At 61.1% G+C, this 21,799-nt stretch carries 24 protein-coding genes; 15 read left to right on the top strand and 9 right to left on the bottom strand.

Going from position 1 to position 21,799, the window contains the following annotated elements:
* Positions 1–6 precede the first annotated feature (6 nt).
* Positions 7–1,011 carry a bile acid:sodium symporter family protein gene (locus ACP39K_RS00120; protein WP_016927889.1) on the bottom strand — a complete coding sequence of 335 codons (1,005 nt, stop codon included), beginning with the start codon at positions 1,009–1,011 and terminating at the stop codon, positions 7–9.
* A gap of 72 nt (positions 1,012–1,083) precedes the next feature.
* Positions 1,084–2,124, bottom strand: a complete 1,041-nt coding sequence (locus ACP39K_RS00115; protein ID WP_033640475.1) for an oxidoreductase — start codon at positions 2,122–2,124, stop codon at positions 1,084–1,086.
* A 222-nt stretch (positions 2,125–2,346) separates the two neighbouring features.
* On the opposite strand from ACP39K_RS00115, the gene ACP39K_RS00110 reads away from it, so the two are divergent.
* The 4 genes from ACP39K_RS00110 (at position 2,347) to rsxC (ending at position 6,498) form a co-directional block, all read left to right on the top strand.
* Positions 2,347–2,787, top strand: coding sequence for a DUF2569 domain-containing protein (locus tag ACP39K_RS00110; RefSeq protein WP_016927891.1), 441 nt, complete (start codon positions 2,347–2,349; stop codon positions 2,785–2,787).
* 135 nt (positions 2,788–2,922) lie between these two features.
* Positions 2,923–3,504, top strand: coding sequence for an electron transport complex subunit RsxA (gene rsxA / locus ACP39K_RS00105; RefSeq protein ID WP_004938443.1), 582 nt, complete (start codon positions 2,923–2,925; stop codon positions 3,502–3,504).
* Positions 3,504–4,076, top strand: a complete 573-nt coding sequence (rsxB, locus tag ACP39K_RS00100; protein WP_004938428.1) for an electron transport complex subunit RsxB — start codon at positions 3,504–3,506, stop codon at positions 4,074–4,076. Before rsxA ends, rsxB begins: the two co-directional genes overlap by 1 nt.
* Positions 4,069–6,498 carry an electron transport complex subunit RsxC gene (rsxC, locus tag ACP39K_RS00095; protein WP_497008199.1) on the top strand — a complete coding sequence of 810 codons (2,430 nt, stop codon included), beginning with the start codon at positions 4,069–4,071 and terminating at the stop codon, positions 6,496–6,498. The genes rsxB and rsxC overlap by 8 nt, the downstream gene beginning before the upstream one ends.
* Positions 6,499–6,531: 33 nt before the next feature.
* Here the strand turns inward: rsxC and ACP39K_RS00090 are convergent, their stop codons facing one another.
* Positions 6,532–7,425 (bottom strand): helix-turn-helix domain-containing protein, encoded by an 894-nt coding sequence (locus tag ACP39K_RS00090; RefSeq protein WP_497008198.1) that lies wholly within the window; start codon positions 7,423–7,425, stop codon positions 6,532–6,534.
* 365 nt (positions 7,426–7,790) lie between these two features.
* Between ACP39K_RS00090 and rsxD the strand changes: the two genes are divergently transcribed.
* The 5 genes from rsxD to dtpA all read left to right on the top strand — a co-directional run bounded on the left by rsxD (position 7,791) and on the right by dtpA (position 12,970).
* Entirely contained in the window at positions 7,791–8,876 is a 1,086-nt protein-coding gene (rsxD, locus tag ACP39K_RS00085; protein WP_033640478.1) for an electron transport complex subunit RsxD, read from the top strand.
* Positions 8,877–8,885: 9 nt separating this feature from the next.
* On the top strand, positions 8,886–9,515 hold the full coding sequence (rsxG, locus tag ACP39K_RS00080; protein WP_004938412.1) for an electron transport complex subunit RsxG: 630 nt from the start codon (positions 8,886–8,888) through the stop codon (positions 9,513–9,515).
* Positions 9,512–10,210: an electron transport complex subunit E gene (locus ACP39K_RS00075; RefSeq protein ID WP_004938409.1), complete on the top strand. Its 699-nt coding sequence runs from the start codon at positions 9,512–9,514 to the stop codon at positions 10,208–10,210. The genes rsxG and ACP39K_RS00075 overlap by 4 nt, the downstream gene beginning before the upstream one ends.
* Entirely contained in the window at positions 10,210–10,851 is a 642-nt protein-coding gene (nth, locus tag ACP39K_RS00070) for an endonuclease III (protein ID WP_004938407.1), read from the top strand. Before ACP39K_RS00075 ends, nth begins: the two co-directional genes overlap by 1 nt.
* A gap of 604 nt (positions 10,852–11,455) precedes the next feature.
* Complete coding sequence (dtpA, locus tag ACP39K_RS00065; protein WP_033640480.1) at positions 11,456–12,970, top strand: dipeptide/tripeptide permease DtpA; 1,515 nt, start codon at positions 11,456–11,458, stop codon at positions 12,968–12,970.
* A gap of 75 nt (positions 12,971–13,045) precedes the next feature.
* Here dtpA and ACP39K_RS00060 read toward each other — a convergent pair whose 3' ends face one another.
* Both ACP39K_RS00060 and ACP39K_RS00055 read right to left on the bottom strand, forming a co-directional pair.
* On the bottom strand, positions 13,046–15,139 hold the full coding sequence (locus tag ACP39K_RS00060; protein WP_497008197.1) for a prolyl oligopeptidase family serine peptidase: 2,094 nt from the start codon (positions 15,137–15,139) through the stop codon (positions 13,046–13,048).
* Between the two features lie 194 nt (positions 15,140–15,333).
* Entirely contained in the window at positions 15,334–15,897 is a 564-nt protein-coding gene (locus ACP39K_RS00055; protein ID WP_033640484.1) for a helix-turn-helix domain-containing protein, read from the bottom strand.
* Positions 15,898–16,012: 115 nt separating this feature from the next.
* On the opposite strand from ACP39K_RS00055, the gene ACP39K_RS00050 reads away from it, so the two are divergent.
* Positions 16,013–17,200 carry a benzoate/H(+) symporter BenE family transporter gene (locus tag ACP39K_RS00050; RefSeq protein ID WP_497008196.1) on the top strand — a complete coding sequence of 396 codons (1,188 nt, stop codon included), beginning with the start codon at positions 16,013–16,015 and terminating at the stop codon, positions 17,198–17,200.
* Between the two features lie 100 nt (positions 17,201–17,300).
* On the top strand, positions 17,301–17,804 hold the full coding sequence (locus ACP39K_RS00045; RefSeq protein WP_004938395.1) for a cupin domain-containing protein: 504 nt from the start codon (positions 17,301–17,303) through the stop codon (positions 17,802–17,804).
* Here ACP39K_RS00045 and ACP39K_RS00040 read toward each other — a convergent pair.
* On the bottom strand, positions 17,769–18,614 hold the full coding sequence (locus ACP39K_RS00040) for an aminoglycoside phosphotransferase family protein (protein WP_370446670.1): 846 nt from the start codon (positions 18,612–18,614) through the stop codon (positions 17,769–17,771). The two genes, ACP39K_RS00045 and ACP39K_RS00040, sit on opposite strands and share 36 nt — an antisense overlap.
* Before the next feature lie 187 nt (positions 18,615–18,801).
* Here ACP39K_RS00040 and ACP39K_RS00035 point away from each other — a divergent pair, with 187 nt between their 5' ends.
* A complete protein-coding gene (locus ACP39K_RS00035; protein ID WP_028128181.1) occupies positions 18,802–19,182 on the top strand; it encodes a RidA family protein in 381 nt (126 codons plus the stop codon).
* A gap of 7 nt (positions 19,183–19,189) precedes the next feature.
* On the opposite strand, the gene ACP39K_RS00030 is transcribed toward ACP39K_RS00035, so the two are convergent.
* Both ACP39K_RS00030 and ACP39K_RS00025 read right to left on the bottom strand, forming a co-directional pair.
* Positions 19,190–19,354, bottom strand: a complete 165-nt coding sequence (locus ACP39K_RS00030) for a hypothetical protein (RefSeq protein ID WP_497008195.1) — start codon at positions 19,352–19,354, stop codon at positions 19,190–19,192.
* 33 nt (positions 19,355–19,387) lie between these two features.
* A complete protein-coding gene (locus ACP39K_RS00025) occupies positions 19,388–19,570 on the bottom strand; it encodes a nuclear transport factor 2 family protein (RefSeq protein ID WP_497008194.1) in 183 nt (60 codons plus the stop codon).
* Between the two features lie 276 nt (positions 19,571–19,846).
* On the opposite strand from ACP39K_RS00025, the gene ACP39K_RS00020 reads away from it, so the two are divergent.
* Positions 19,847–20,116, top strand: a complete 270-nt coding sequence (locus tag ACP39K_RS00020) for a hypothetical protein (RefSeq protein ID WP_004938382.1) — start codon at positions 19,847–19,849, stop codon at positions 20,114–20,116.
* Here the strand turns inward: ACP39K_RS00020 and ACP39K_RS00015 are convergent.
* A complete protein-coding gene (locus tag ACP39K_RS00015; protein WP_497008193.1) occupies positions 20,113–20,505 on the bottom strand; it encodes a nuclear transport factor 2 family protein in 393 nt (130 codons plus the stop codon). The genes ACP39K_RS00020 and ACP39K_RS00015 overlap by 4 nt on opposite strands.
* A gap of 202 nt (positions 20,506–20,707) precedes the next feature.
* Between ACP39K_RS00015 and ACP39K_RS00010 the strand changes: the two genes are divergently transcribed.
* Both ACP39K_RS00010 and ACP39K_RS00005 read left to right on the top strand, forming a co-directional pair.
* The gene (locus tag ACP39K_RS00010; RefSeq protein ID WP_016927902.1) at positions 20,708–21,403 is read left to right on the top strand and encodes an HD domain-containing protein; all 696 of its coding nucleotides are present in this window, start codon (positions 20,708–20,710) and stop codon (positions 21,401–21,403) included.
* 95 nt (positions 21,404–21,498) lie between these two features.
* Positions 21,499–21,762, top strand: a complete 264-nt coding sequence (locus ACP39K_RS00005) for a YjbD family protein (protein WP_004938373.1) — start codon at positions 21,499–21,501, stop codon at positions 21,760–21,762.
* The last annotated feature ends 37 nt before the right edge of the window (positions 21,763–21,799 follow it).

Raw genomic sequence — 21,799 nt, 5'->3', positions numbered from 1 at the left:
TGCGGCCTATTTGGCCACCAGCGCCTCCGCCTCGGCCCGCTGTTTGGCGGTTTTACGCGCATAGCGCTGCGCCAGCACCGCGCACACCATCAGTTGAACCTGGTGGAAAATCATCAGCGGCAGCACCATGGCGCCCACCGCCGCGGCCGGGAACAGCACATTGGCCATAGGAATGCCGTTCGCCAGGCTCTTTTTCGAACCGCAGAAGACGATGGTGATCTCATCGGCGGTGTTGAAGCCCAGCCAGCGCGCCGCGTAGGTGTTGATCACCAGCACCACCGTCAGCAGCACCAGCGACATCACCAGGATGGTCAGCAGCGACCAACCGTCGATGCGGTGCCAAATCCCTTCCACCACCGCCGCGCTGAACGCGGTATACACCACCAGCAGGATCGACGAACGGTCGGTCAGGTTGATCAGCTTGCGATGACGGTCGATCCACTTGCCGATCAATGGCCGCGCCAGGTGACCGATCACGAACGGCACCATCAATTGCAGAATGATTGAACCGATGGCGTGCAACACGTCGGTATTGCCGCCCTGAGTATGCATCAACGCCCCCACCAGCAGCGGCGACAGGAACACGCCAAGAATGCTCGACGCCGAGGCGCTGCAGATCGCCGCCGCCACGTTGCCGCCTGCCGCCGAGGTAAAAGCGATGGCCGACTGCACCGTGGCCGGCAGCGCGCACAGATAGAGGAAGCCGAGATAGACCGTCGGCGTCATGATGCCCGGCACCAGCAGGTTCATCGCCAGCCCGAGCAGCGGGAACAGCGCAAAGGTGCTGAGGAACACCAGCAGATGCAGCTTCCAGTGACTCATGCCGGCGATGATCGCCTCGCGCGACAGCTTGGCGCCGTGCATAAAGAACAGCAGCGCGATGGCCGCGGTGGTCAGGTGTTCAAAGAAGGTTTTCCAGATGCCTTCGCAGGGGAACAGCGAGGCGACGATCACCACCAAAATCAGAACCAGCAAAAATTTATCAATGCGCAAACGCTGCAACCAGGACATGAAACGAATTTCCTTGCACGTAAAGTCGTAAAAAGGCCCGACGCTTCGCCGGGCACAGAGAAATGGGCAGTATCAAACCACCGGCAGCGCCTGCTGCAGCCGGGCCGATTCCAGCCCCAGTTCGATCAATGCCATCACCGCGATGGCGTCGGCGGCCGGCACCGGGTTTTCGCCTGTACCGGCGATCGCGTCGCGCACCGCCGCGTAATAAGCCGGGTAATTGCCGGGAATGTTGAGCAGCGGTTGCTCCGCCAGCAGATCGTCACGTGACAGCGTCACTACACCCTCGCGCATGTCATAGCCCCAATCGGCCTGAGGCAGACGCTCGCCGGCCTTCAGTCGGTCTTCCTGCGGATCGAGGCCGTATTTGACATAGCTGCCGCGGGTGCCGTGCACCACGTAGCGCGGGCTCTCTGCCGCCGCCAGCATGCTGGCGTGCAGCACCACACGGCGATCGCCATAGCTTAGCAGCGCGTGGAAATAGTCCACTGCCTGCGCCCCCGGCCGCAGCTCACCCAGATCGACAAACAGCCGTTCGGGTTTGCCGAAGAGTTGCAGCGCCTGATCGAGCAGATGCGGCCCCAAATCGAACCAGATGCCGCTGCCGACGCCGCCTTGTTCACGCCAGCGCTGGCGCACCTGCGGCCGGTAGCGATCGAAATGCGACTCGAAATACACCACCTCGCCCAGCGAACCGTCCTTTAACAGCGCTTTAAGGGTAAGGAAATCGCTGTCCCAGCGGCGGTTGTGGAACACCGACAGCAGTAAACCGCTCTGCTGCGCCTGCTGTTGCAGCGCCTGCGCTTGTGACAACGTCACGGTAAACGGTTTATCCACCACCACGTGCTTGCCGGCGGCCAACGCCTGCTGTGCCAGCGGGAAATGGGTATCGTTGGGGGTAGGAATGACGATCAGATCGAGGGCCGGATCGGCGAACAGCGCTTGCGCATCCCCCACCACCGTCATCGACGGCCAGTCGGCGTGCACTTTGCCGGCATCGCTGCTGGAGACGGCGGCCAACTCCAGCCCCGGCGTACCGGCAATCAGCGGCGCATGAAAGGTTTTGCCGGCGTAGCCGTAACCGACCAGCCCGACACGAATTTTCTCAGCCATGGGATTTCCTCTTGCTGGCTCACGACAGACCCTTTCGATTTGACACCATGCGGCCGGATGGAACAAGAAGTAAATGAGATGTTAATTCGAAGCGAGGCCGGAGTAGCCAAACGTGCGGCCCGGCGTCGCGATGCCGAGCTATCCGCTTGATAGAGATGACGAAGCCTATATTACCCGCTAAGCTATGCCGCCTGTGATCCCCGTTTCAATCAGGAAGCCTTTATGTCTCAAGCTGAATACACTCGTATCGGCGGTTGGTTGCTGGCCCCGCTGGCCTATCTGATCGTCACCCTGCTCAGCGCCAGCCTGATGCTGCTCCTGTACGCCATGGCGATCTTCATGCCCGAGTCGCGCGATTATCTGTTGACCAACGCCCAGGCGTTTACCCTGCAATGGTACTTTTCGGTGCTGACCACGCTTTTGATGTGGGGCTTCACCCTGTGGCTGGTGTTTCTGTTTTGCCAGCGCTCGCAGCGCTTCCCCAAACTGTTCTTGTTATGGCTGCTGATCACGGTGATCCTGGCGGTGAAAGCCTTCGCCTTTGCGCCGGTGCCGGATGAAGTGGCGGTGCGCAGCCTCGGCTGGCCGCTGCTGATGGCGGCGCTGCTGGTGCCTTATATCAAGCGCTCGCAACGGGTCAAAGGCACCTTTACCGAACGTTAATGGCGATTGCAGCACGTTTTATCGGGGTTTTTGTGTAAATTTTCGCCAAAAAAGGCAATACCCCTGCGATTCATATGTTGTCGTCCGGCCGCCGATTCCCGATAATAGGCGGCTTTTATTTTTTTAGGCATCGCAATGACCGAATACCTGCTCCTGTTTGTCGGCACCGTACTGGTGAACAACTTCGTTCTGGTGAAGTTTCTTGGCCTGTGCCCGTTCCTCGGCGTTTCCAAGAAGCTGGAAAGCGCCATCGGCATGGGAATGGCCACCACCTTCGTCATGACGCTGGCCTCCGTCAGCGCCTGGGTGATCAACACCTTTATTCTGGTTCCGCTGGATCTGGTGTATCTGCGCACGCTCTCCTTCATTCTGGTGATCGCCGTCGTCGTTCAGTTCACCGAGATGGTGGTGCGCAAGACCAGCCCGGCGCTCTACCGCCTGCTGGGCATCTTCCTGCCGCTGATCACCACCAACTGCGCGGTGCTGGGCGTGGCGTTGCTTAACGTCAACCTCGGTTATAACTTCCTGCAGTCCGCCGTTTACGGTTTCAGCGCCGCCGCCGGTTTCTCGCTGGTGATGGTGCTGTTTGCCGCCATTCGCGAACGTCTGGCGGTCGCCGACGTGCCGGCGCCGTTCCGCGGCTCCTCGATCGCGCTGATCACCGCCGGGCTGATGTCGCTGGCCTTTATGGGCTTTACCGGGCTGGTGAAATTCTAATGACTGCGTTGTGGATAGCTATCGCGGCTTTGAGCGCGCTCGGGCTGCTGTTCGGACTGGTGCTGGGCTACGCCGCGCGCCGTTTTGAGGTGGAAGAGGATCCGGTCGCCGAGCAGGTCGACGCGATCCTGCCGCAGAGCCAGTGCGGGCAGTGCGGCTACCCCGGCTGTCGCCCCTATGCCGAGGCGGTGGCCAACGGCGAGATGATCAACAAATGCGCGCCGGGCGGCGAACAGGTGATGCTGAAACTGGCGGAGCTGCTCAACGTAGAGCCGCAGCCGCTGGGCAGCGAAGCCGCCGCCGAGCCGGAGCGTAAAGTGGCCTATATCGACGAGGCCAACTGCATCGGCTGCACCAAGTGCATTCAGGCCTGCCCGGTGGACGCCATCGTCGGCGCCACCCGCGCCATGCACACCGTCATCACCGACCTCTGTACCGGCTGCGATCTGTGCGTCGCCCCTTGCCCTACCGACTGTATTGAAATGAGACCGGTCGCTACCACCACCGCCAACTGGAAGTGGGACATGAAGACGATCCCGGTGCAAGTGATCCACGTGGAGCAACATGCTTAATCTGTTCGCCGCCTTTAAAAAAGACCGGATCTGGGATTTCGACGGCGGGATCCATCCACCGGAAATGAAAACGCAGTCCAGCGGTGCGCCGCTGCGTGTCGCGCCCCTGCCCAAGACCTTTATCATTCCGCTGCAGCAGCATCTGGGGCCGGAAGGCGAACTGTGCGTCAACGCCGGCGATCGGGTGTTGAAAGGCCAACCGCTGACCGTCGGCCGCGGCCGCACCGTGCCTGTGCATGCCCCGACCTCGGGCACCGTCAGCGCCATTACCCCGCACATCACCGCTCACCCGTCCGGGCTGACGGAGCTGTGCGTGATTATCGAGGCAGACGGGGAAGACCGCTGGTGCGAGCGCGATCCGGTGGCGGACTATCGCCAATCGCCCGCCACGGAACTGATTCAACGTATTCATCAGGCCGGCATCGCCGGCCTGGGCGGCGCCGGTTTCCCGACCGCCAGCAAGCTGCAAGGCGGCATGAGCGGCGTGGAAACGCTGATCCTCAACGCCGCCGAGTGCGAGCCTTACATCACCGCCGACGATCGCCTAATGCAGGAACATGCCGATCAGATCATTGAAGGCACGCAGATCCTGCAACACATTCTGCAGCCCAAGGTCACGCTGATCGGCATCGAAGACAACAAGCCGGAGGCAATCGCGGCGCTGAAACTGGCGTTGCGCGGCCAGTCCGGCATTGCGCTGCGCGTCATCCCGACCAAATACCCGTCCGGCGGCGCCAAGCAGCTGACCAAAATTTTGACCGGCAAGGAAGTGCCGCACGGCAAGCACTCCTCCGCTATCGGCGTATTGATGCAAAACGTCGGCACCGCCTTCGCCATCAAGCGAGCGATCGTCGACGGCGAACCGCTGATTGAGCGCGTAGTAACCCTGACCGGCGAGGCGATCGAGCGCCCTGGCAACCTGTGGGCGCGCATTGGCACGCCGGTGCAACACCTGCTGGACTTCACCGGTTTCCGCCCGCAGGCGCAGCAGATGGTGGTCATGGGCGGCCCGCTGATGGGCTTCACCCTGCCCGCGCTGAACGTGCCGATCGTCAAGATCAGCAACTGCATTCTGGCGCCGACGGTGGATGAAATGACGCCGCAGGAACCGGAGCAGTCCTGCATCCGCTGCGGCCTGTGCGTAGACGCTTGCCCTGCCGGGCTGTTGCCGCAACAGCTGTACTGGTTCAGCCGTGGACAGGAGCACGACAAGGCGCGCAACCATAACCTGTTCGACTGCATCGAATGCGGCGCCTGCGCGTTCGTCTGCCCCAGCAATATCCCGCTGGTACAGTACTACCGGCAGGAAAAGGCCGAAATCAAGGCTATCGATCTGGAAGCGGCGCGCACCGCCGAGGCCAAGGCGCGTTACGAGGCCAAGCTGGCGCGTCTGGAGCGTGAAAAACTGGCGCGTGAAGAGCGACATAAAAAGGCCGCCGTCAAACTGACCGACGACGATCAGGGCGCAGTGCAGGCCGCGCTGGCGCGCGTGCGCAGCAAGAATGCCGAAGCGGCGGTTACGCCGGTCAACGGCCAGCAGCCGGACAACAGCGAGATGATCGCCGCCCGCGAAGCGCGTAAAGCGCAGGCGCGCGAACGTCGTGCCCAGCTGGCTGCCGAGGTGGAAACGGAAGCGCCACCGGCGACCGCCGGCGACGACGCGCGTAAAGCCGCCGTGGCCGCGGCGCTGGCCCGTGTGAAAGCGCGTAAAGAGGCGCCGGCCGCAGACAGCTCCGCCCCGGCGGCAACAGAGGACGATCCGCGCAAAGCGGCCGTTGCGGCCGCCCTGGCGCGCGTGAAGGCCAAAAAGGCAGAGCAGCAGGCGGATGCCCCTGCTCCAGCGGAACCGGCGCCGGTTGCAGCCGAAGAAGATCCGCGCAAGGCGGCGGTCGCGGCGGCACTGGCGCGCGTAAAAGCCAAGAAAGCGGCGCAACAGGCGGATGCCTCTGCACCGGCGGAACCGGCGCCGGCGGCAACCGAAGAAGATCCGCGCAAGGCGGCGGTCGCGGCGGCACTGGCGCGCGTAAAAGCCAAGAAAGCGGCGCAACAGGCGGATGCCTCTGCACCGGCGGAACCGGCGCCGGCGGCAGCCGAAGAAGACCCGCGCAAGGCGGCGGTCGCGGCGGCTATCGCCCGCGCCAAAGCCAAGAAAGCCGCGCAACAGACGGATGCCTCTGCACCGGCGGAACCGGCGCCGGCGGCAGCCGAAGAAGACCCGCGCAAGGCGGCGGTCGCGGCGGCTATCGCCCGCGCCAAAGCCAAGAAAGCCGCGCAACAGGCGGATGCCTCTGCACCGGCGGAACCGGCGCCGGCGGCAGCCGAAGAAGATCCGCGCAAGGCGGCGGTCGCGGCGGCTATCGCCCGCGCCAAAGCCAAAAAAGCCGCCAGGGAATCGCTGGCGGCGGAAACGGAAGACAAATGATGACAGCGGCGCCTGGCTGACGCCGGGCGCCGTTTAATCGATAGAGATCAGGTAGGTGTAATCCACTTCAATCTGGCGCAGTTTGGATTCCGGATTCCACTCTTTGGTTTGAATGATCTCCATTTCCATACTGCCGCGCACTTCATCCTTCAACCCCGGCATCACATGCGACATCAGGTAGCCGAAAAACTGCAAACACTCTTTCGCCGACCCCTTATGGTTGATAGAGATAAACTCGCGGCTCGGCAAATGGAAGGTGTCTATCTGATGGTTGGAAAGAATATCCTTTCTGTGTTCAGGATCGACCGCCATCACCAGCGTGGATGAGAGCTCGTCGCCCTCCCCGGCATGAGGGGAGTAGATGCTGTAAATCCGCCGACAGTCAACGTGCAGCCCCTTGAAGAAGTCGTTGAAAATCTCGTCCTTCATCGCCATGCAGGACGAGTACTCCAGCTCCTGTTCGGAGGCGAAATCCAGCCGGCGCGTGAAGCCGACCAACTGCATGTAGGGCAGCGTCAGCCGCTTCACTTCCGGGTAATAACCGGCGCCGTAGCTGGCTTCGAAGTTAAAGCGCGGCATCAGGTTTTTCACGTCCCAGTGCTCCATCGAGCGGTAGCGATTGGGGGTGGTGCCGAAGCGCTGCTTGAACATGCGGGTAAAAGTCTGCTGAGAGTCGAAGCCCAGCTCATCGGAGATGTCGATGATGGAGCGACGGGTGATACGCAGCGCCACCGCGGCGCGTGTCAGGATGCGCGAACGGATATAGGTGGCGAGTTGAATGCCGGTAATACGCTTGAATTTACGCTGCAGATGCCACTTGGAATAGCCCGAAATACGCGCGACTTCATCCAGGTTTGGCCGTTTCTCCAGATGTATCTCCACCCACTCAATTAGCTCTTCAATAAAAAAAATGTCTTCATTTGTCATTATTATGGATTCACTGACTCAATAATGTTCGCGATAGTAACCTACACGGATTATGTGAAAGTTGTTATTTTGTGCGGAAGTCTGGAGAAAAATGATATCTCATTCATACGCTTACCCCATTTCCCGCGGTCGATGGCGGCACAAGTTCCACTGACAATTCCTCACGTTAGCCCATTTCCCGGCCAAAAAAAAATCAAATCGCGCCGCCCCGATCGCCAGATGCGCGGAAAGCCGAATACCCCTATCATTAAGGCGTATTACCCTCGCATCGAATCAGGTAGAATGCTCGGCTATCATTTTTGCCGCGCCCGCAGTATGGCGCATCGAAACTGCCGCAGGCGCGGCGCAGAAGGTATCGTTACTCTATGAAGTTCAGGCCGGTATCACCCACAGCCGCCAAAGGCTTACACATCGCCAGCTCGCCTTTCACCCACAACCAGCAAAGCACCAGCCGCATTATGCTGTGGGTCATGTTGGCGTGCATTCCCGGCATCGCGGCGCAGATTTGGTTTTTCGGCTACGGCGTGCTGATTCAGGTGGCGCTGGCGGCGATCGTCGCGCTGGCCGCGGAAGGCGCGATCCTCAAGCTGCGCAAGCTGCCGGTGCGCAGCCGGCTGGCGGATAACTCCGCCCTGCTGACCGCGTTGCTGCTCGGCATCAGCCTGCCGCCGCTGGCGCCGTGGTGGATGATCGTCATCGGCACCTTCTTCGCCATCGTTATCGCCAAACAGCTGTATGGCGGCCTCGGGCAGAACCCGTTCAACCCGGCGATGGTCGGTTACGTAGTGCTGCTGATCTCCTTCCCGGTGCAGATGACCAGTTGGCTGCCGCCGGATGAGCTGCGCGCCACCGCGCTGTCGCTCCACGACACGCTGCTGGCCATTTTCAGCGGCCATACCGCACAGGGCGCGACGCTGCACGAACTGCAGATGGGCGTGGACGGCATCAGCCAGGCCACGCCGCTCGACGGCTTCAAAACCGGCCTGCGCAGCGGCCACAGCGTGGAACAGGTGTTGCAGCAGCCGCTGTTCGGCGGCGCGCTGGCCGGCATCGGCTGGCAGTGGGTCAACCTCGGCTTCCTGGCCGGCGGCCTGTTTATGCTGGCGCGCCGCCTGATCCATTGGCAAATCCCGTTCAGCATGTTGGCCGCCATCGCCTTCTGTTCCGGTCTGGCCTGGTGGATCGATCCGGCGCATCAGGCTTCGCCGCTGATCCACCTGTTCTCCGGCGCCAGCATGCTGGGCGCGTTCTTTATCGCCACCGATCCGGTCAGCGCCTCCACCACGCCGAAGGGCCGCTTAATCTACGGCGCGCTGATCGGCGTGCTGGTCTGGCTGATCCGCGTCTATGGCGGCTACCCTGACGGCGTGGCCTTCGCCGTGCTGCTCGCCAACATCACCGTCCCGTTAATCGACCACTACACGCAGCCGCGCGTGTACGGCCATCGCTAAGGAGCCGCCATGCTGAATTCCATGAGAAAGCACGGCACCACGCTGGCGGTGTTTGCGGCGGTCACCACCGGCCTGACCGCCGTGGTCTACGCCCTGACGAAAACCACCATCGCCCATCAGGCGGCGCTGCAGCAAAAAGCGCTGCTCGATCAGGTGGTGCCGCCGGAAAACTACGACAACATCATGCAGAACGAATGCCTGCTGGTCAGCGATCCGGCCTTGGGCGACGGCGCGCCGCACCGCTTGTACCTGGCGCGCAAAAACGGGCAGCCGACTGCCGCCGCGCTGGAAACCACCGCGCCGGACGGTTACTCCGGCGCCATCAAGCTGCTGGTCGGCGCCGATTTCAACGGCACGGTGCTCGGCACCCGGGTGATTGAACACCACGAAACGCCTGGGCTGGGTGACAAAATTGAACTGCGCATTTCCGACTGGATTTCTTTCTTCAGCGGCAAGAAAATCGAAGGCCCGGACGATAAGCGCTGGGCGGTGAAGAAAGACGGCGGCATGTTCGACCAATTCACCGGCGCGACCATCACCCCGCGGGCGGTGGTCAATGCGGTGCGCCGCACGGCGTTGTATATGGAAACGCTGCCGCCTAAACTTGAAAGCTTACCTGCGTGTGGAGCCGCCGAATGAGTGAAGCCAAAGAATTGATCGTCCAGGGGTTGTGGAAAAACAACTCCGCCCTGGTGCAGCTGCTGGGCATGTGTCCGTTGCTGGCGGTGACCTCCACCGTCACCAACGCGCTCGGCCTGGGGCTGGCCACCACGCTGGTGCTGACGCTGACCAACGCCTCCATCTCCGCGGTGCGCCGTTGGGTGCCGAGCGAAGTGCGTATTCCAATCTACGTGATGATCATCGCCGCGGTGGTGAGCATCGTGCAGATGCTGATCAACGCCTATGCCTTCGGCCTGTATCAGTCGCTCGGCATCTTTATTCCATTGATCGTAACCAACTGCATCGTGGTCGGCCGCGCCGAAGCGGTGGCCGCCAAGAAGCCGGTCGGCCTCTCGGCGCTGGACGGCATGGCCATCGGCCTCGGCGCCACCGGCGTGATGGTGACGCTGGGCTCGATGCGCGAACTGTTGGGCAACGGCACGCTGTTCGACGGCGCCGACCAACTGCTGGGCGGCTGGGCCAAATCGCTGCGCATCGAAGTGGTGCATTTCGACAGCCCATTCCTGCTGGCCATGCTGCCGCCGGGTGCCTTTATCGGCCTGGGGCTGCTGCTGGCGGTCAAATATCTGATCGACGAAAAAATGAAGGCGCGCAAAGCTCGCGCCGTGGCGGCGGAACCGCTGCTGGAACAAGGACGTGCTGAGAAGGCCTGATGAACAAGCAGAAGCGACTGGAAATTTTGACCCGGCTGCGCGACAACAACCCGCACCCGACCACCGAGCTGGTGTACACCACGCCGTTTGAACTGCTGATTGCAGTGCTGCTGTCTGCGCAGGCCACCGATGTGAGCGTCAACAAGGCGACCGCCAGGCTTTACCCGGTCGCCAACACCCCCGCCGCCATGCTGGCGCTGGGGGTTGATGGCGTCAAGGAGTACATCAAGACCATCGGCCTGTTCAACAGCAAGGCCGAAAACGTGATCAAAACCTGCCGTATGCTGCTGGAGCTGCACGGCGGCGAAGTGCCGGAAGATCGCGCCGCGCTGGAAGCGCTGCCGGGCGTCGGCCGCAAGACCGCCAACGTCGTGCTCAATACCGCCTTCGGCTGGGCGACCATCGCCGTGGACACCCACATCTTCCGGGTGTGCAACCGCACCCACTTCGCGCCAGGCAAGAACGTCGATCAGGTGGAAGAGAAGCTGCTGAAGGTGGTGCCCGCCGAATTCAAGGTCGATTGCCATCACTGGCTGATCCTGCACGGGCGCTACACCTGCATCGCGCGCAAACCGCGCTGTGGCTCCTGCATCATCGAAGACCTGTGCGAGTATAAAGAGAAGGTTTATCCAGAATCCTGAGTCTGACGGGGCGGCAAACCGCCCCCGTCGCCGCCACTCCCCCCCGCCAGCGCCTCTTTTTTATCGGAAATGTGATATCGCGCAGCAGTAACCCCGGCGTTATCACGGTTTTCAGTGAAAAACTCAGTGTCGCGTTATTTTCAAGCGAAAAATTAGTCAAAAATTGCGGTGAACGTCACGCTTTCAGGATCACAAGGCGTTCACAAATGCCAGTCCCGTTTTCCTAAATTTCTATAATTTTACAAAACGCTGCATATGCACAATATTCCAATGGATTAACAACCACACATACACTGATGCGCTAAAAAATAGCAATTCAGCAGAATATATCCCTGTTTAAAATGCGTATAGCTTTTAATCAAAACAAAAAATCGGCAAACCATTAAAACCCGAAAGTTAATACTGCATAACATTTGCAACATCGCAGCATAATCCTGCGAGCGTTAAATGTAACCGAATATGACAAACTGCTTGCCACGTTGACAAAGATAGTGAACATTAACCGCCGTCCCCATCCTATAACAACGCAAAAGGATGCCGTTCCGCATCAACTTTTGTACTTTCCCGTCCTCCAAAGACGGGCTGCGAAAAAACAGAGGTACCAGTGTCAACAGCAAACAACCAACACCCGGAGAGCGTTAGCCTTAACGCGTTCAAACAACCGAAAGCGTTCTATCTGATCTTCTCGATCGAACTGTGGGAGCGTTTCGGCTATTACGGCCTGCAGGGCATCATGGCGGTTTATCTGGTCAAGATGCTCGGCATGAGCGAAGCCGATTCCATCACCCTGTTCTCTTCCTTCAGCGCCCTGGTATACGGCTTCGTCGCCATCGGCGGCTGGCTGGGCGACAAGGTGCTGGGCGCCAAACGCGTGATCGTGCTCGGCGCGCTGGTGCTGGCCGCCGGTTACGCCATGGTGGCCTACTCCGGCCACGACATCTTCTGGGTCTACATGGGCATGGCGACCATCGCCGTGGGCAGCGGCCTGTTTAAGGCTAACCCGTCCTCCCTGCTGTCCACCTGCTATGAGAAAGATGATCCGCGCATCGACGGCGCTTTCACCATGTACTACATGTCGGTGAACATCGGTTCCTTCTTCTCCATGCTGGCCACCCCGTGGCTGGCGGCGAAATACGGCTGGAGCGTGGCGTTCTCCCTGAGCGTGGTCGGCATGCTGATCACCCTGGTCAACTTTATGATGTGCCACAAGTGGGTGAAGGAAAACGGCTCCAGACCTGACTTCAAGCCGCTGCATCTGCCGAAGCTGCTGATGGTGCTGGTCGGCATCGTGGCGTTGATCGCCGTGTCCAGCTGGCTGCTGCACAACCAGGTGATCGCGCGCTGGGCGTTGGCCCTCGTTTCCGCCGGCATCGTTCTGGTGTTCGCCAAGGAAACCTTCGCCCTGCACGGCGCTGCACGCCGCAAGATGATCGTCGCCTTCCTGCTGATGCTGGAAGCGGTGGTGTTCTTCGTGCTGTACAGCCAGATGCCAACCTCGCTGAACTTCTTCGCCATCCATAACGTGGAACACAGCATCTTCGGCGTCGCCTTCGAGCCGGAGCAGTATCAGGCGCTGAACCCGTTCTGGATCATGCTCGCCAGCCCGATTCTGGCCGCGCTGTATAACAAAATGGGCGATCGCCTGCCGATGCCGCACAAGTTCGCTTTCGGCATGATCCTCTGCTCCTGCGCCTTCCTGGTGCTGCCATGGGGCGCCAGCTTCGCCAACGAACAGGGCATCGTGTCGGTCAACTGGCTGATCCTGAGCTACGCGCTGCAGAGCATCGGCGAGCTGATGATTTCCGGCCTGGGCCTGGCGATGGTGGCACAGCTGGTGCCACAGCGTCTGATGGGCTTCATCATGGGCTCCTGGTTCCTGACTACCGCCGCCGCCGCGCTGATCGCCGGTAAGGTTGCCGGTCTGACCGCCGTGCCAAGCGACATCAACGACGCGCACGCTTCGCTGGCCATCTACAGCCATGTGTTTATGCAGATCGGCATCGTCACCGCCGTCATCGCTATCCTGATGATGCTGACCGCGCCGAAGCTGTACCGCATGACGCTGGATACCACCGAAGACGTCAATCAAAAAGCGCAGGAAGCCACCGCGGCTCGCTGACCGCCGGCGGATTGAGCGTAAATAAAAACACCGGGGTTAACGCCCCGGTGTTTTTTTATGCCGCAAGAAAAAGGCTTACGCTGACTTGGGTTTGCCGCTCAGGTTGGCCCACATGAATTCGCTTACCAGCGCGCTGTGGAACGCCGCCTGTTGCTTGTCGGCGGCGGCGCTGTGCCCGCCTTCGGTATTTTCATAGAAATAGGCCTGCTGATACCCCATCGCCTGCATGCGCGCCGCCATTTTGCGGGCGTGGGCCGGGTTGACCCGATCGTCGCTGGTCGCGGTATAGAACAGCACCGGCGGGTAGGCCGTCTGCGCCTGAATGTTGTGGTATGGCGAGAAGGTCTTGATGTAGGCCCATTCCTCCGGCTTGCTCGGGTCACCGTATTCGGCTATCCACGACGCGCCGGCGGAAAGCTGGGTATAGCGCTGCATGTCCAGCAGCGGCACTTCGCAGACGATGCAACCGAACAGCTGCGGATACAGCGTCAGCATATTGCCCACCAGCAGGCCGCCATTGCTGCCGCCGCGCGCGCCAAGATGCGGCGCCGAGGTCACCTTGCGTGCGATAAGATCTTCGGCCACGGCGGCGAAATCCTCGTAAGCGCGATGGCGGTTTTGCTTGAGCGCCGCCTGATGCCAGGCCGGGCCGTATTCGCCGCCGCCGCGAATGTTGGCCACCACGTATACTCCACCGCGTTCCAGCCAGGCCGGCGCCTTGCCGCCGAGATAGCCCGGCAACAGCGGCACTTCAAACCCGCCGTAGCCATACAGCAGCGTCGGCGTGCTGCCGTCCGCTTTGAGATCTTTGGCGGCGATCTGGAAATACGGCACGCGGGTGCCGTCCTTGGAGCGCGCGAAATGCTGGCTGACCTGATAGCCGGCGGCGTCAAAGTCCTGCGGCGCCTGTTTCAACAGCGTCGCCTCACCGCCGTCGAGATTGCCCATGTACAGCGAGGTCGGCTGCAGGAACCCGCTGACGGTCAGGAAATAGGCGTTGCTCTCTTCGTCGATGCCGCCGGCGGAAAGGGTGCTGATGGCGTCGGGGTTGCCCAGCGGGCGACGTTGCCAACTGCCGCCCTGCGGCGTCAGCACTTCGAGCCGGTTGACCACGTTATCCATGATGCTGAGGATCAGGTGATCGCGGGTGCCGCTGTAGCCGCTCAGCGCCTGCTCCGCCGTTGGGGTAAACAGCAGCTGCAGCTCGCGCTTGCCCGCCAGATAGTCATCGAAGTTGGCCGCCAGCAGCGCGCCGGACGGATAGCGCTTGCCGCCCACCTCCCAGTCGCTGCTCGGTTTGATCAGCAGCCATTCCCGATGCGTATCCAGCTCGGCGTCGGCCGGGATGTCGATTTTTTTCTGCCGGCCGTCCTGCATCAGCAAGAAATAGTCACGGCGATAGAAGTCCAGGCTGCGGCCGACGAAATCACGCTCAAAACCCGGCGTGCGATCGTGATAGGCGAAGACCGCCATATCTTCCGGCTGCGCTTCGTACAGCGTTTCGGCGGCGCTCAGCGGCGTGCCGCGCCGCCAGCGTTTGGCGATGCGCGCGTAGCCTGACTGGGTCATCGAACCGGGGCCGAAATCGGTGGCGATGAACAGCGTGTCCCGATCGACCCAGGAAACCCGGCTTTTCGCCACCGGCACGTTGAAACCGTCTTTGACAAAGCGTTTGGCCACCAGATCGAATTCACGGATTTCGGTGGCGTCACCGCCGTCCGGCGACAGCTGCATCAGGCAATAACGGTATTCCGGCGCCAGCGGTTGCGAGCCTTGATAGACCCAATCCTTGCCTTCCGCCTTGCCCAACGCATCGATATCCAGCACCGTCTCCCAGGCCGGTTTGGCCTTCCGGTACTCGTCCAGCGTGGTGCGCCGCAGCAGGCCGCGCGGGTTGGCCTGATCCTGCCAGAAGTTGTAATAGTACTCGCCGCGTTTGCTCACCCACGGGATCTGGGTGTCTTTATTGAGGATATCCAGGACTTCGCACTCAATGCGCTGAAAGTCTTCGCCCTGGCCGAAACGCGCCACGGTGCGCTGATTTTCCTGCTGCACCCATTGCAGCGCTTTTTTACCCTGCAGCTCTTCCAGCCACAGGAATTCATCGCCGGCGGCCGCGCCGCCCTCCGCCGCCATCGCCAGGCGGATACTGTTGGGTAATGAAGTCATCGCGAATACGGCTCCTGCGGTTTGTGCACTGAGTTTAATAAACTGACGTCGATTGGTGACCGGCAAAATCAAGCTCCTTTTGAGTCGGCTGCAACGCCGCCCCGTCATGGGCGACAACCTGTGAAATAAGAGTCATTTTCAACAAGGTAGGCGTTTGGCGGCGCGGAGTCAAAGCCCACGGCCGCCGCGTTGAGTCAGGATTGAGGATAGTGGATCAGATCGTGGATACGCACCGTTTGTGAACCGGCGTTGCGGTAGGCATGCGGCCGATCGGCCTGAAAGCGCATCGCCTCGCCGGCCGCCAGGCTGTGCCACTCGCCGTCTATCGCCAATTCCAACCGGCCGCTGATCACGATCACATGCTCGATCACGCCCGGCTCATGCGGCGACGATTCACTGAGCGCGCCCGGCGCGAGATCGATGACGAACATGTCGAAACCCAGTTGGCGATCGTAGGGAAACAGCGGCACCACACGCATATCGGCATTGTCCTGATCGTACACCGGCAGCTCGCCGTAGCGATGCAGCGTCGCCTGCTGCTGCGCGGGCGAGGCCTCAAGGAAGGCGGAAAACGCCACGTTGAAACCGGTGGCGATCTTCCACAGCGTCGCCACCGTCGGGCTGGACTCGCCGCGTTCAATCTGCCCGAGCATCGCCTTGCTGACGCCGGTGTATTCCGCCGCCTGCGTCAGGCTCCAACCGCGCTGTGCGCGCAACGTGCGCAGGGTGTGCGCCAAATGGCCGGCAAGTTCCTGCATCCTGTTCTCCTCTACGTATCGTGCCCGATTATACCCGCTTGTGCGCTATAACGCACGATGCTATGCTGATTTCTCGCTGTGCGTTATAACGCACAACCACCGATTGGAGCTGCCCATGCGCCCTGCCGTCACCCTGCGTCATCTGACCCTGCCCGCCGTCATGGCCGGTTTTGTCGCCGTTCTGGTCGGTTATACCAGCTCTGCCGCCATCATTTTCCAGGCCGCCGCCGCCGCGGGCGCCACGCCGGCGCAGATCGGCGGCTGGCTGAGCGCACTGGGGATCGCAATGGGCGTCACCTCGCTCGGGCTGTCGCTTTACTATCGCACCCCGATCCTCACCGCCTGGTCGACGCCCGGCGCGGCGCTGCTGGTCACCAGCCTGCCCGGCACGCCGATCAACGAGGCGATCGGCGTGTTTATCTTCGCTTCCGGTCTGATCCTGCTCTGCGGCGTCACCGGGCTGTTTGCCCGCTTGATGGACTATATTCCACAGGCGATTTCTGCGGCGATGCTGGCGGGGATCCTGCTGCGTTTCGGGCTGGACGCCTTCGCTTCGCTGCAGCTCAATTTTCCCCTCAGCGCCGGCATGGGGCTGGCCTATCTGCTCAGCCGCCGTTACCTGCCGCGCTACGCCATCGTATTGACGCTGGCGATTGGGTTGGCGATCGCCGCGCTGCAGGGCGATATCCAGCTGGCGCAACAGACGCCGGCGTTCGCCGTGCCGGAATTTATCGCGCCGCATTTCAGCTGGCCGACGCTGCTCGGCATCGGCGTGCCCTTCTTCGTGGTCACCATGGCTTCACAGAACGCCCCCGGGATCGCTACGCTGCAGGCGGCGGGCTACCGTGTCCCCACCTCACCGCTGATCGCCTGGACGGCGCTGACCGCGCTGCTGCTGGCGCCATTCGGCGGTTTCTCGGTATGCATCGCGGCCATTACCGCCGCCATCTGCATGGGGCCGGATGTGCATCCCGATCCGCAGCGGCGCTATATGGGCGCGGTGGCCGCCGGCGGCTTCTATCTGCTGGCCGGTCTGTTCGGCGGCGCCATCGGCCTGCTATTCAGCGCGTTGCCGGTCGCCTTGATCCACACCCTTGCCGGGCTGGCGTTGCTCGGCACCATTGGCGGCAGCCTGCAACGCGCGCTGCATGATGAAAAACAGCGCGACGCGGCGCTGATCGCCTTCCTCATCACCGCCTCCGGCGTCACGCTGCTCGGCATCGGTTCTGCCTTCTGGGGGATTGTCGGCGGCGCCATCGCCCATCTGCTGCTGTCGCTGCCGCAGCGAACCTCCGAGGCATAACGGGCGGTCTACATTGACAAGCGACGCCGTGGCGCCTTCACTTTCTCTGTCGTCTGACTGTCAATTCACCTAATAAGTGACGCCGTCACCAAGGAAGCTTATGACTGAGAAAGCCGCGCTGTTAGCTCAGCGCCTGATACGCAATGTCGAACAGGTAGAGATGAAACATGACCGGCGGCCGCCGCTGTATGACAGCGTCGGCGCCCGTCTCGGCACCGGCACCGCCGCCGACAAACTGGGCGCCTCTTTCGATTGCGTGGCGCCGGGCATGCGTTCCTGCCCCTACCATTTTCACTACGCTCAGGAAGAAATGTTCATCATTCTGGAAGGCAGCGGTACGCTGCGGGTGGCTGGAGAAATGCTGCCGATCGTCAGCGGGGATGTCATTTTCATTCCCCCGGGCCCGGAATACCCGCACCAGATCATCAACACTTCCGATGCGCCGCTGAAGTACCTGTCCGTCAGCACGCGCGAACAGCCGGAGCTGGTGATGTACCCGGATTCCGGCAAATACCAGGCGATGGCGCGCAGCGCAGACGGCGAGCAGGTGCGCTACCTGCAGCGCCCTTCAACCTCGCTCGATTACTGGCAGGATGAACCCTGAATCGCCGTCCGGCAACGGGATATCCAACGCGCGCGCCGCCAGTTCGGCCACGCGGAAGTCGATATCCGCCGCCTGCCCGTCTTCCATGAACCAAGCGGCGGAGAGCCCCGACCAGGCCAGGATCCATTGCAGCAAGCGCCGGCGCTCCAACCCGGCCAACCGGCACACCTGTTCCACGCGGCGCTGGAAAATGGCCGGATCGGTGGCGATACCGTAGTTGGGATTGCAGAAGATATTGGCGTAATCGAAGCCCCGTTCGCCGTACAAACGCTTGGGGTCGATCGCCAGCCAGCCGCGTTCGCCGAAGTCGAGCACATTGTCATGGTGGATGTCGCCGTGCAGCACGCTTTCTTCTCGCGGGCTGCTCAGCAATTCCGCCGCCGTTGTGGCGCTGAGGCGCAGCATGCCGCCGTGCGCCTGCGCCGCCGGCCACAGCGAGCTGAACCACTCCTGCAGCGGGATCAATTCGGGCAGCGGTGCCTCTCGCGGCGCATGCAAGGCGGCGATCGCCCGACACAGGATCTGCGTGGCCTGCTCATCGTCGCCATCACGCACCAACTGCGCCAACGAACCTTCGCCCTGCGCGCGCTCCAGCAGAATGCCGTCGTCGTGCCACGCCAGCACCAGCGCGGCGCCTTCCCCGCGCCACCAGCACATGAGCTGGCCGCCGAAGCGCTCCTCCTGCTCGCGGGCGATCTTCAGCATGGCGGCCTCGCCCCGGTAACGCACCGGCATCAGCAGACTGCTGTGGGTTTCGAAGGCTTTGCCGTCCTGTTCCAGTTGCCAGCGTTGCAGGTAGGGAGTAAAAATCGGGTTCATCGTCTCATGCGTCCTTGTGGCCGAGCTGCGCCGCACTGTCACATTCGGGTGAAGACGACGTATAAAAAGAGGGATGATACTCTCAAATATCATCGGTGCGCGGCGCCTGGCCGCCGTTTCTTCAGTATCCTAACCAAGTTTGTCGATTTTATTAACCGGTCTTGCGCGGGGTTTGACCATGACATCATTAAAACGCACGAATTATCCGCAGTTGCCGACGCCGGGCGGCCCCTATGTGCATGCGGTGCGCCACGGCGATCGCTTATACGTTTCCGGATTGACGGCTTTCGCCACCGACGCTCAGGGGTTGAGCGCGCCGGAGCAAACGCAGGAGATCCTCGAACAGCTGGCCACCATTGCCGCCAGCGAAGGCGTCAACCTCAAGGCATTGATTAAAATCAGCGTGTTCCTGACCGACATCGCCGATCTGGCGGGCGTGCGCCCGGTGCTGTTTGACTATTTCGATGGCGCGCTGCCGGCCTGTTCACTGATGGCGGTCAGCGCGTTGTTCTCACCCGCGGTGTGTGTGGAAATAGAGGCAGTGATGGCGTTGCAATAATGCGCGGCTAGAGCGCGCCCTCATCCGGCACGCAGGGGCCGATCTTGAACCAGGCTTTGGCGATCCGCCCCTGCTCCACTTCATAGATGGCGATGACATCCATTTTGCCGCGCCCCTGAGGGAAATTGCGCGTCACCACCTCCTGATCTACCACCATATTGCCTACCGCCATGCGCTTTATCCGTTCGCCATACAGACTCGGTTCCTAGAAACGCACCAGATGCCGTTCACGGATCGCCGCTTTGCCGCTGGCCAACAGCGTGTCTGGATGTTCGTAATACTGGGCGTCGTCCGCCCAGCAGGCCATAAAGGCCTCGATGTCGCGGGCGTTATAGGCGTCAAGCTGTTGTTGAACCACATCCTGCGGGCGTGCCGTTTTATCGTTCATCACATCCTCCTGCCGAAGTTAACCGCCGCATGCGTCGAACCCATCACGTTAACCGCCCCGTGCTGCAGCTTGATGACACGGTGAACTTTGAATAAAAAACCAAAAATAACGAATAAATAACCTATCACGCCCGATGAACAATTCAAGCGCCCGCGCATAAATTTTCTGCGCCGTGCCAGGGGCGGTGAAAACCGCATGGCGCCGCGCGTTAATCTTTGCGACGGTGAGGGAAATTCTGCTAATTTAGCGTGAACAGCCTGACGATAACGAAACGCTATGCAGCAAAAACCGGTGTTGGACGAAGCCAGACAGTTAAAACGACTCAACGCCGCCACGCGGCGCCAATCCCATATGTACAAATGGATCGCGCTGATTGCGGCGCTGGATGCGCTGTTGGTGTTTTGGTATGACCGGGATATGCGCAACGTCACCTTCTCGGGAGCGGTTGCGCTGGTGTGCGGCTATTTGTGGATCCGCGATCGCAACAAGGCCCGGGGTTACCGGCGCGAGTTCGACCGCAAATTCGGCAAGCGCAGCGGCGATTAAGGCTGCATCGCCTCCAGCACTTTAGCACTGTCGACGATCTGCACGAACTTCACGATTTTGCCGGCGTGCAGCGTATAAATATGCGCAAAAGAGGCGCTGAAGGATTTGCCGGTGGCCCGGTAGGTGCCGTGATAAAAACCCTGAGCGATCACGTTATCGCCGGCGTCGTAAAAGTGATCGACATCGGCGCGGTAACCTTGCCACTCGCTGCCCAGGCGCTGATGCACGTTCTTGATGATGTTCTCCGGGCCGATATAGGTACCGGCGTAAGGGAAACCGGCGGCTTCGGTCCACTCGGCATCGGGGGCCAGCGCCGCCAGCAGATTACGGCCGTTTTCTTCGGAGCTGCCTTCATAGGTTGCGCGCACTATTTCAAGAGGGGTTGGCATGTCTCTTCTCCAAATGGCTGATGAGGATATTCCGGCCATCCCCGCGGACACAGGCTCTCACCAAGCGGAGACGGCGGAATACGGCTATTCTAGGTTGCTTGTTTCGCTGCAAAAACCGCAGTTATGACAATAGTGGGTTGCACTTTAGTAAACAATAGCCATTTTTCTGTCATTTTCCCGGCATCCGACACGGCTATGCTGATTGACCGATTTTCCCCAACAGGAGCTGAACGTGTCTTTACCCTCGCTGACGCAAGAGTTGTTACAACCGTTTTCCCCCTACCAGACGCTGGCGCAAACGCTGTTGCCGCTCACCCTCGAATCGGACGACGGTTCGCATGACGTGGCGCACCTGCATCGGGTCTGGAAGAACTGCCGTCGGATCAGCAAGCTGGAAGGCGGCGACCGGCGCATTCTCTGCGCGGCGGTGCTGCTGCACGACGCTGTCGCGGTGGAAAAGAATTCGCCGCAGCGCCATCTGGCCTCGCGCATGGCGGCGGAGCAAGCCACGCTGACGCTGGCCCGGCTGGAATGGGCGCCGGCGGACATCGCGGCGGTGGCTCACGCCATTGAAGCGCACAGTTTTTCCGCCGGCATCCCGCCGCAAACGCTGGAGGCGAAGATCCTGCAGGATGCCGATCGCCTCGACGCTATCGGCCTTATCGGCGTGGCGCGCTGCTTCTATATCGGCGGCCGCATGCGCAGCGCGCTGTACGACGCCGCCGACCCGCGGGCTGAACATCGCCAATACGACGACAAGCGTTTCAGCCTGGATCACTTCGAAACCAAGCTGTTCAAACTGCAAGACGGCTTCCAGACCGCCGCCGGGCGGCAGATGGCCGAACAGCGTACCGAACGCATGCGGCGCTTTGTCGACGATCTGCTGGAAGAGGTGTAATGCCGGCCTACGGGGCATTTTCGTTATGCCCATAACATTTTCGGTCATATAACGCCGCTAAACTGTAAGTCAACTTCACCGAACGGGCGGCACAGATGAAAAAGTTGACGTTGAAAGAGATGACGGAAAGCGAACAGCGGGAAGTGAAAACCGAATTGGACAAGGCGCGTAAAAGCCACGGCAGGCCGCTGACCAATGCAGAACAGCACAAGGTCAAGGATGAAGTGGTGGCGCGCATCATGGCCGCCAGAGCGAAGCTCGCCAAGGCGGAGCGTGCAGAACGCAAAGCCAATCGCTACCGGCCGAGCGGCGACACTTTCAGTTGGTCCGCCACCATCGGCTCCCGCCCGCCGCGCTGAGCCAACTCAACCCTCCCCGCCGCGGCGGGGATTTTTA

This window comes from Serratia sp. EC4 (assembly GCF_059652115.1).
Note: the sequence above shows the minus strand (reverse complement) of the source record. Positions and strands in the feature narration are given on the sequence as shown.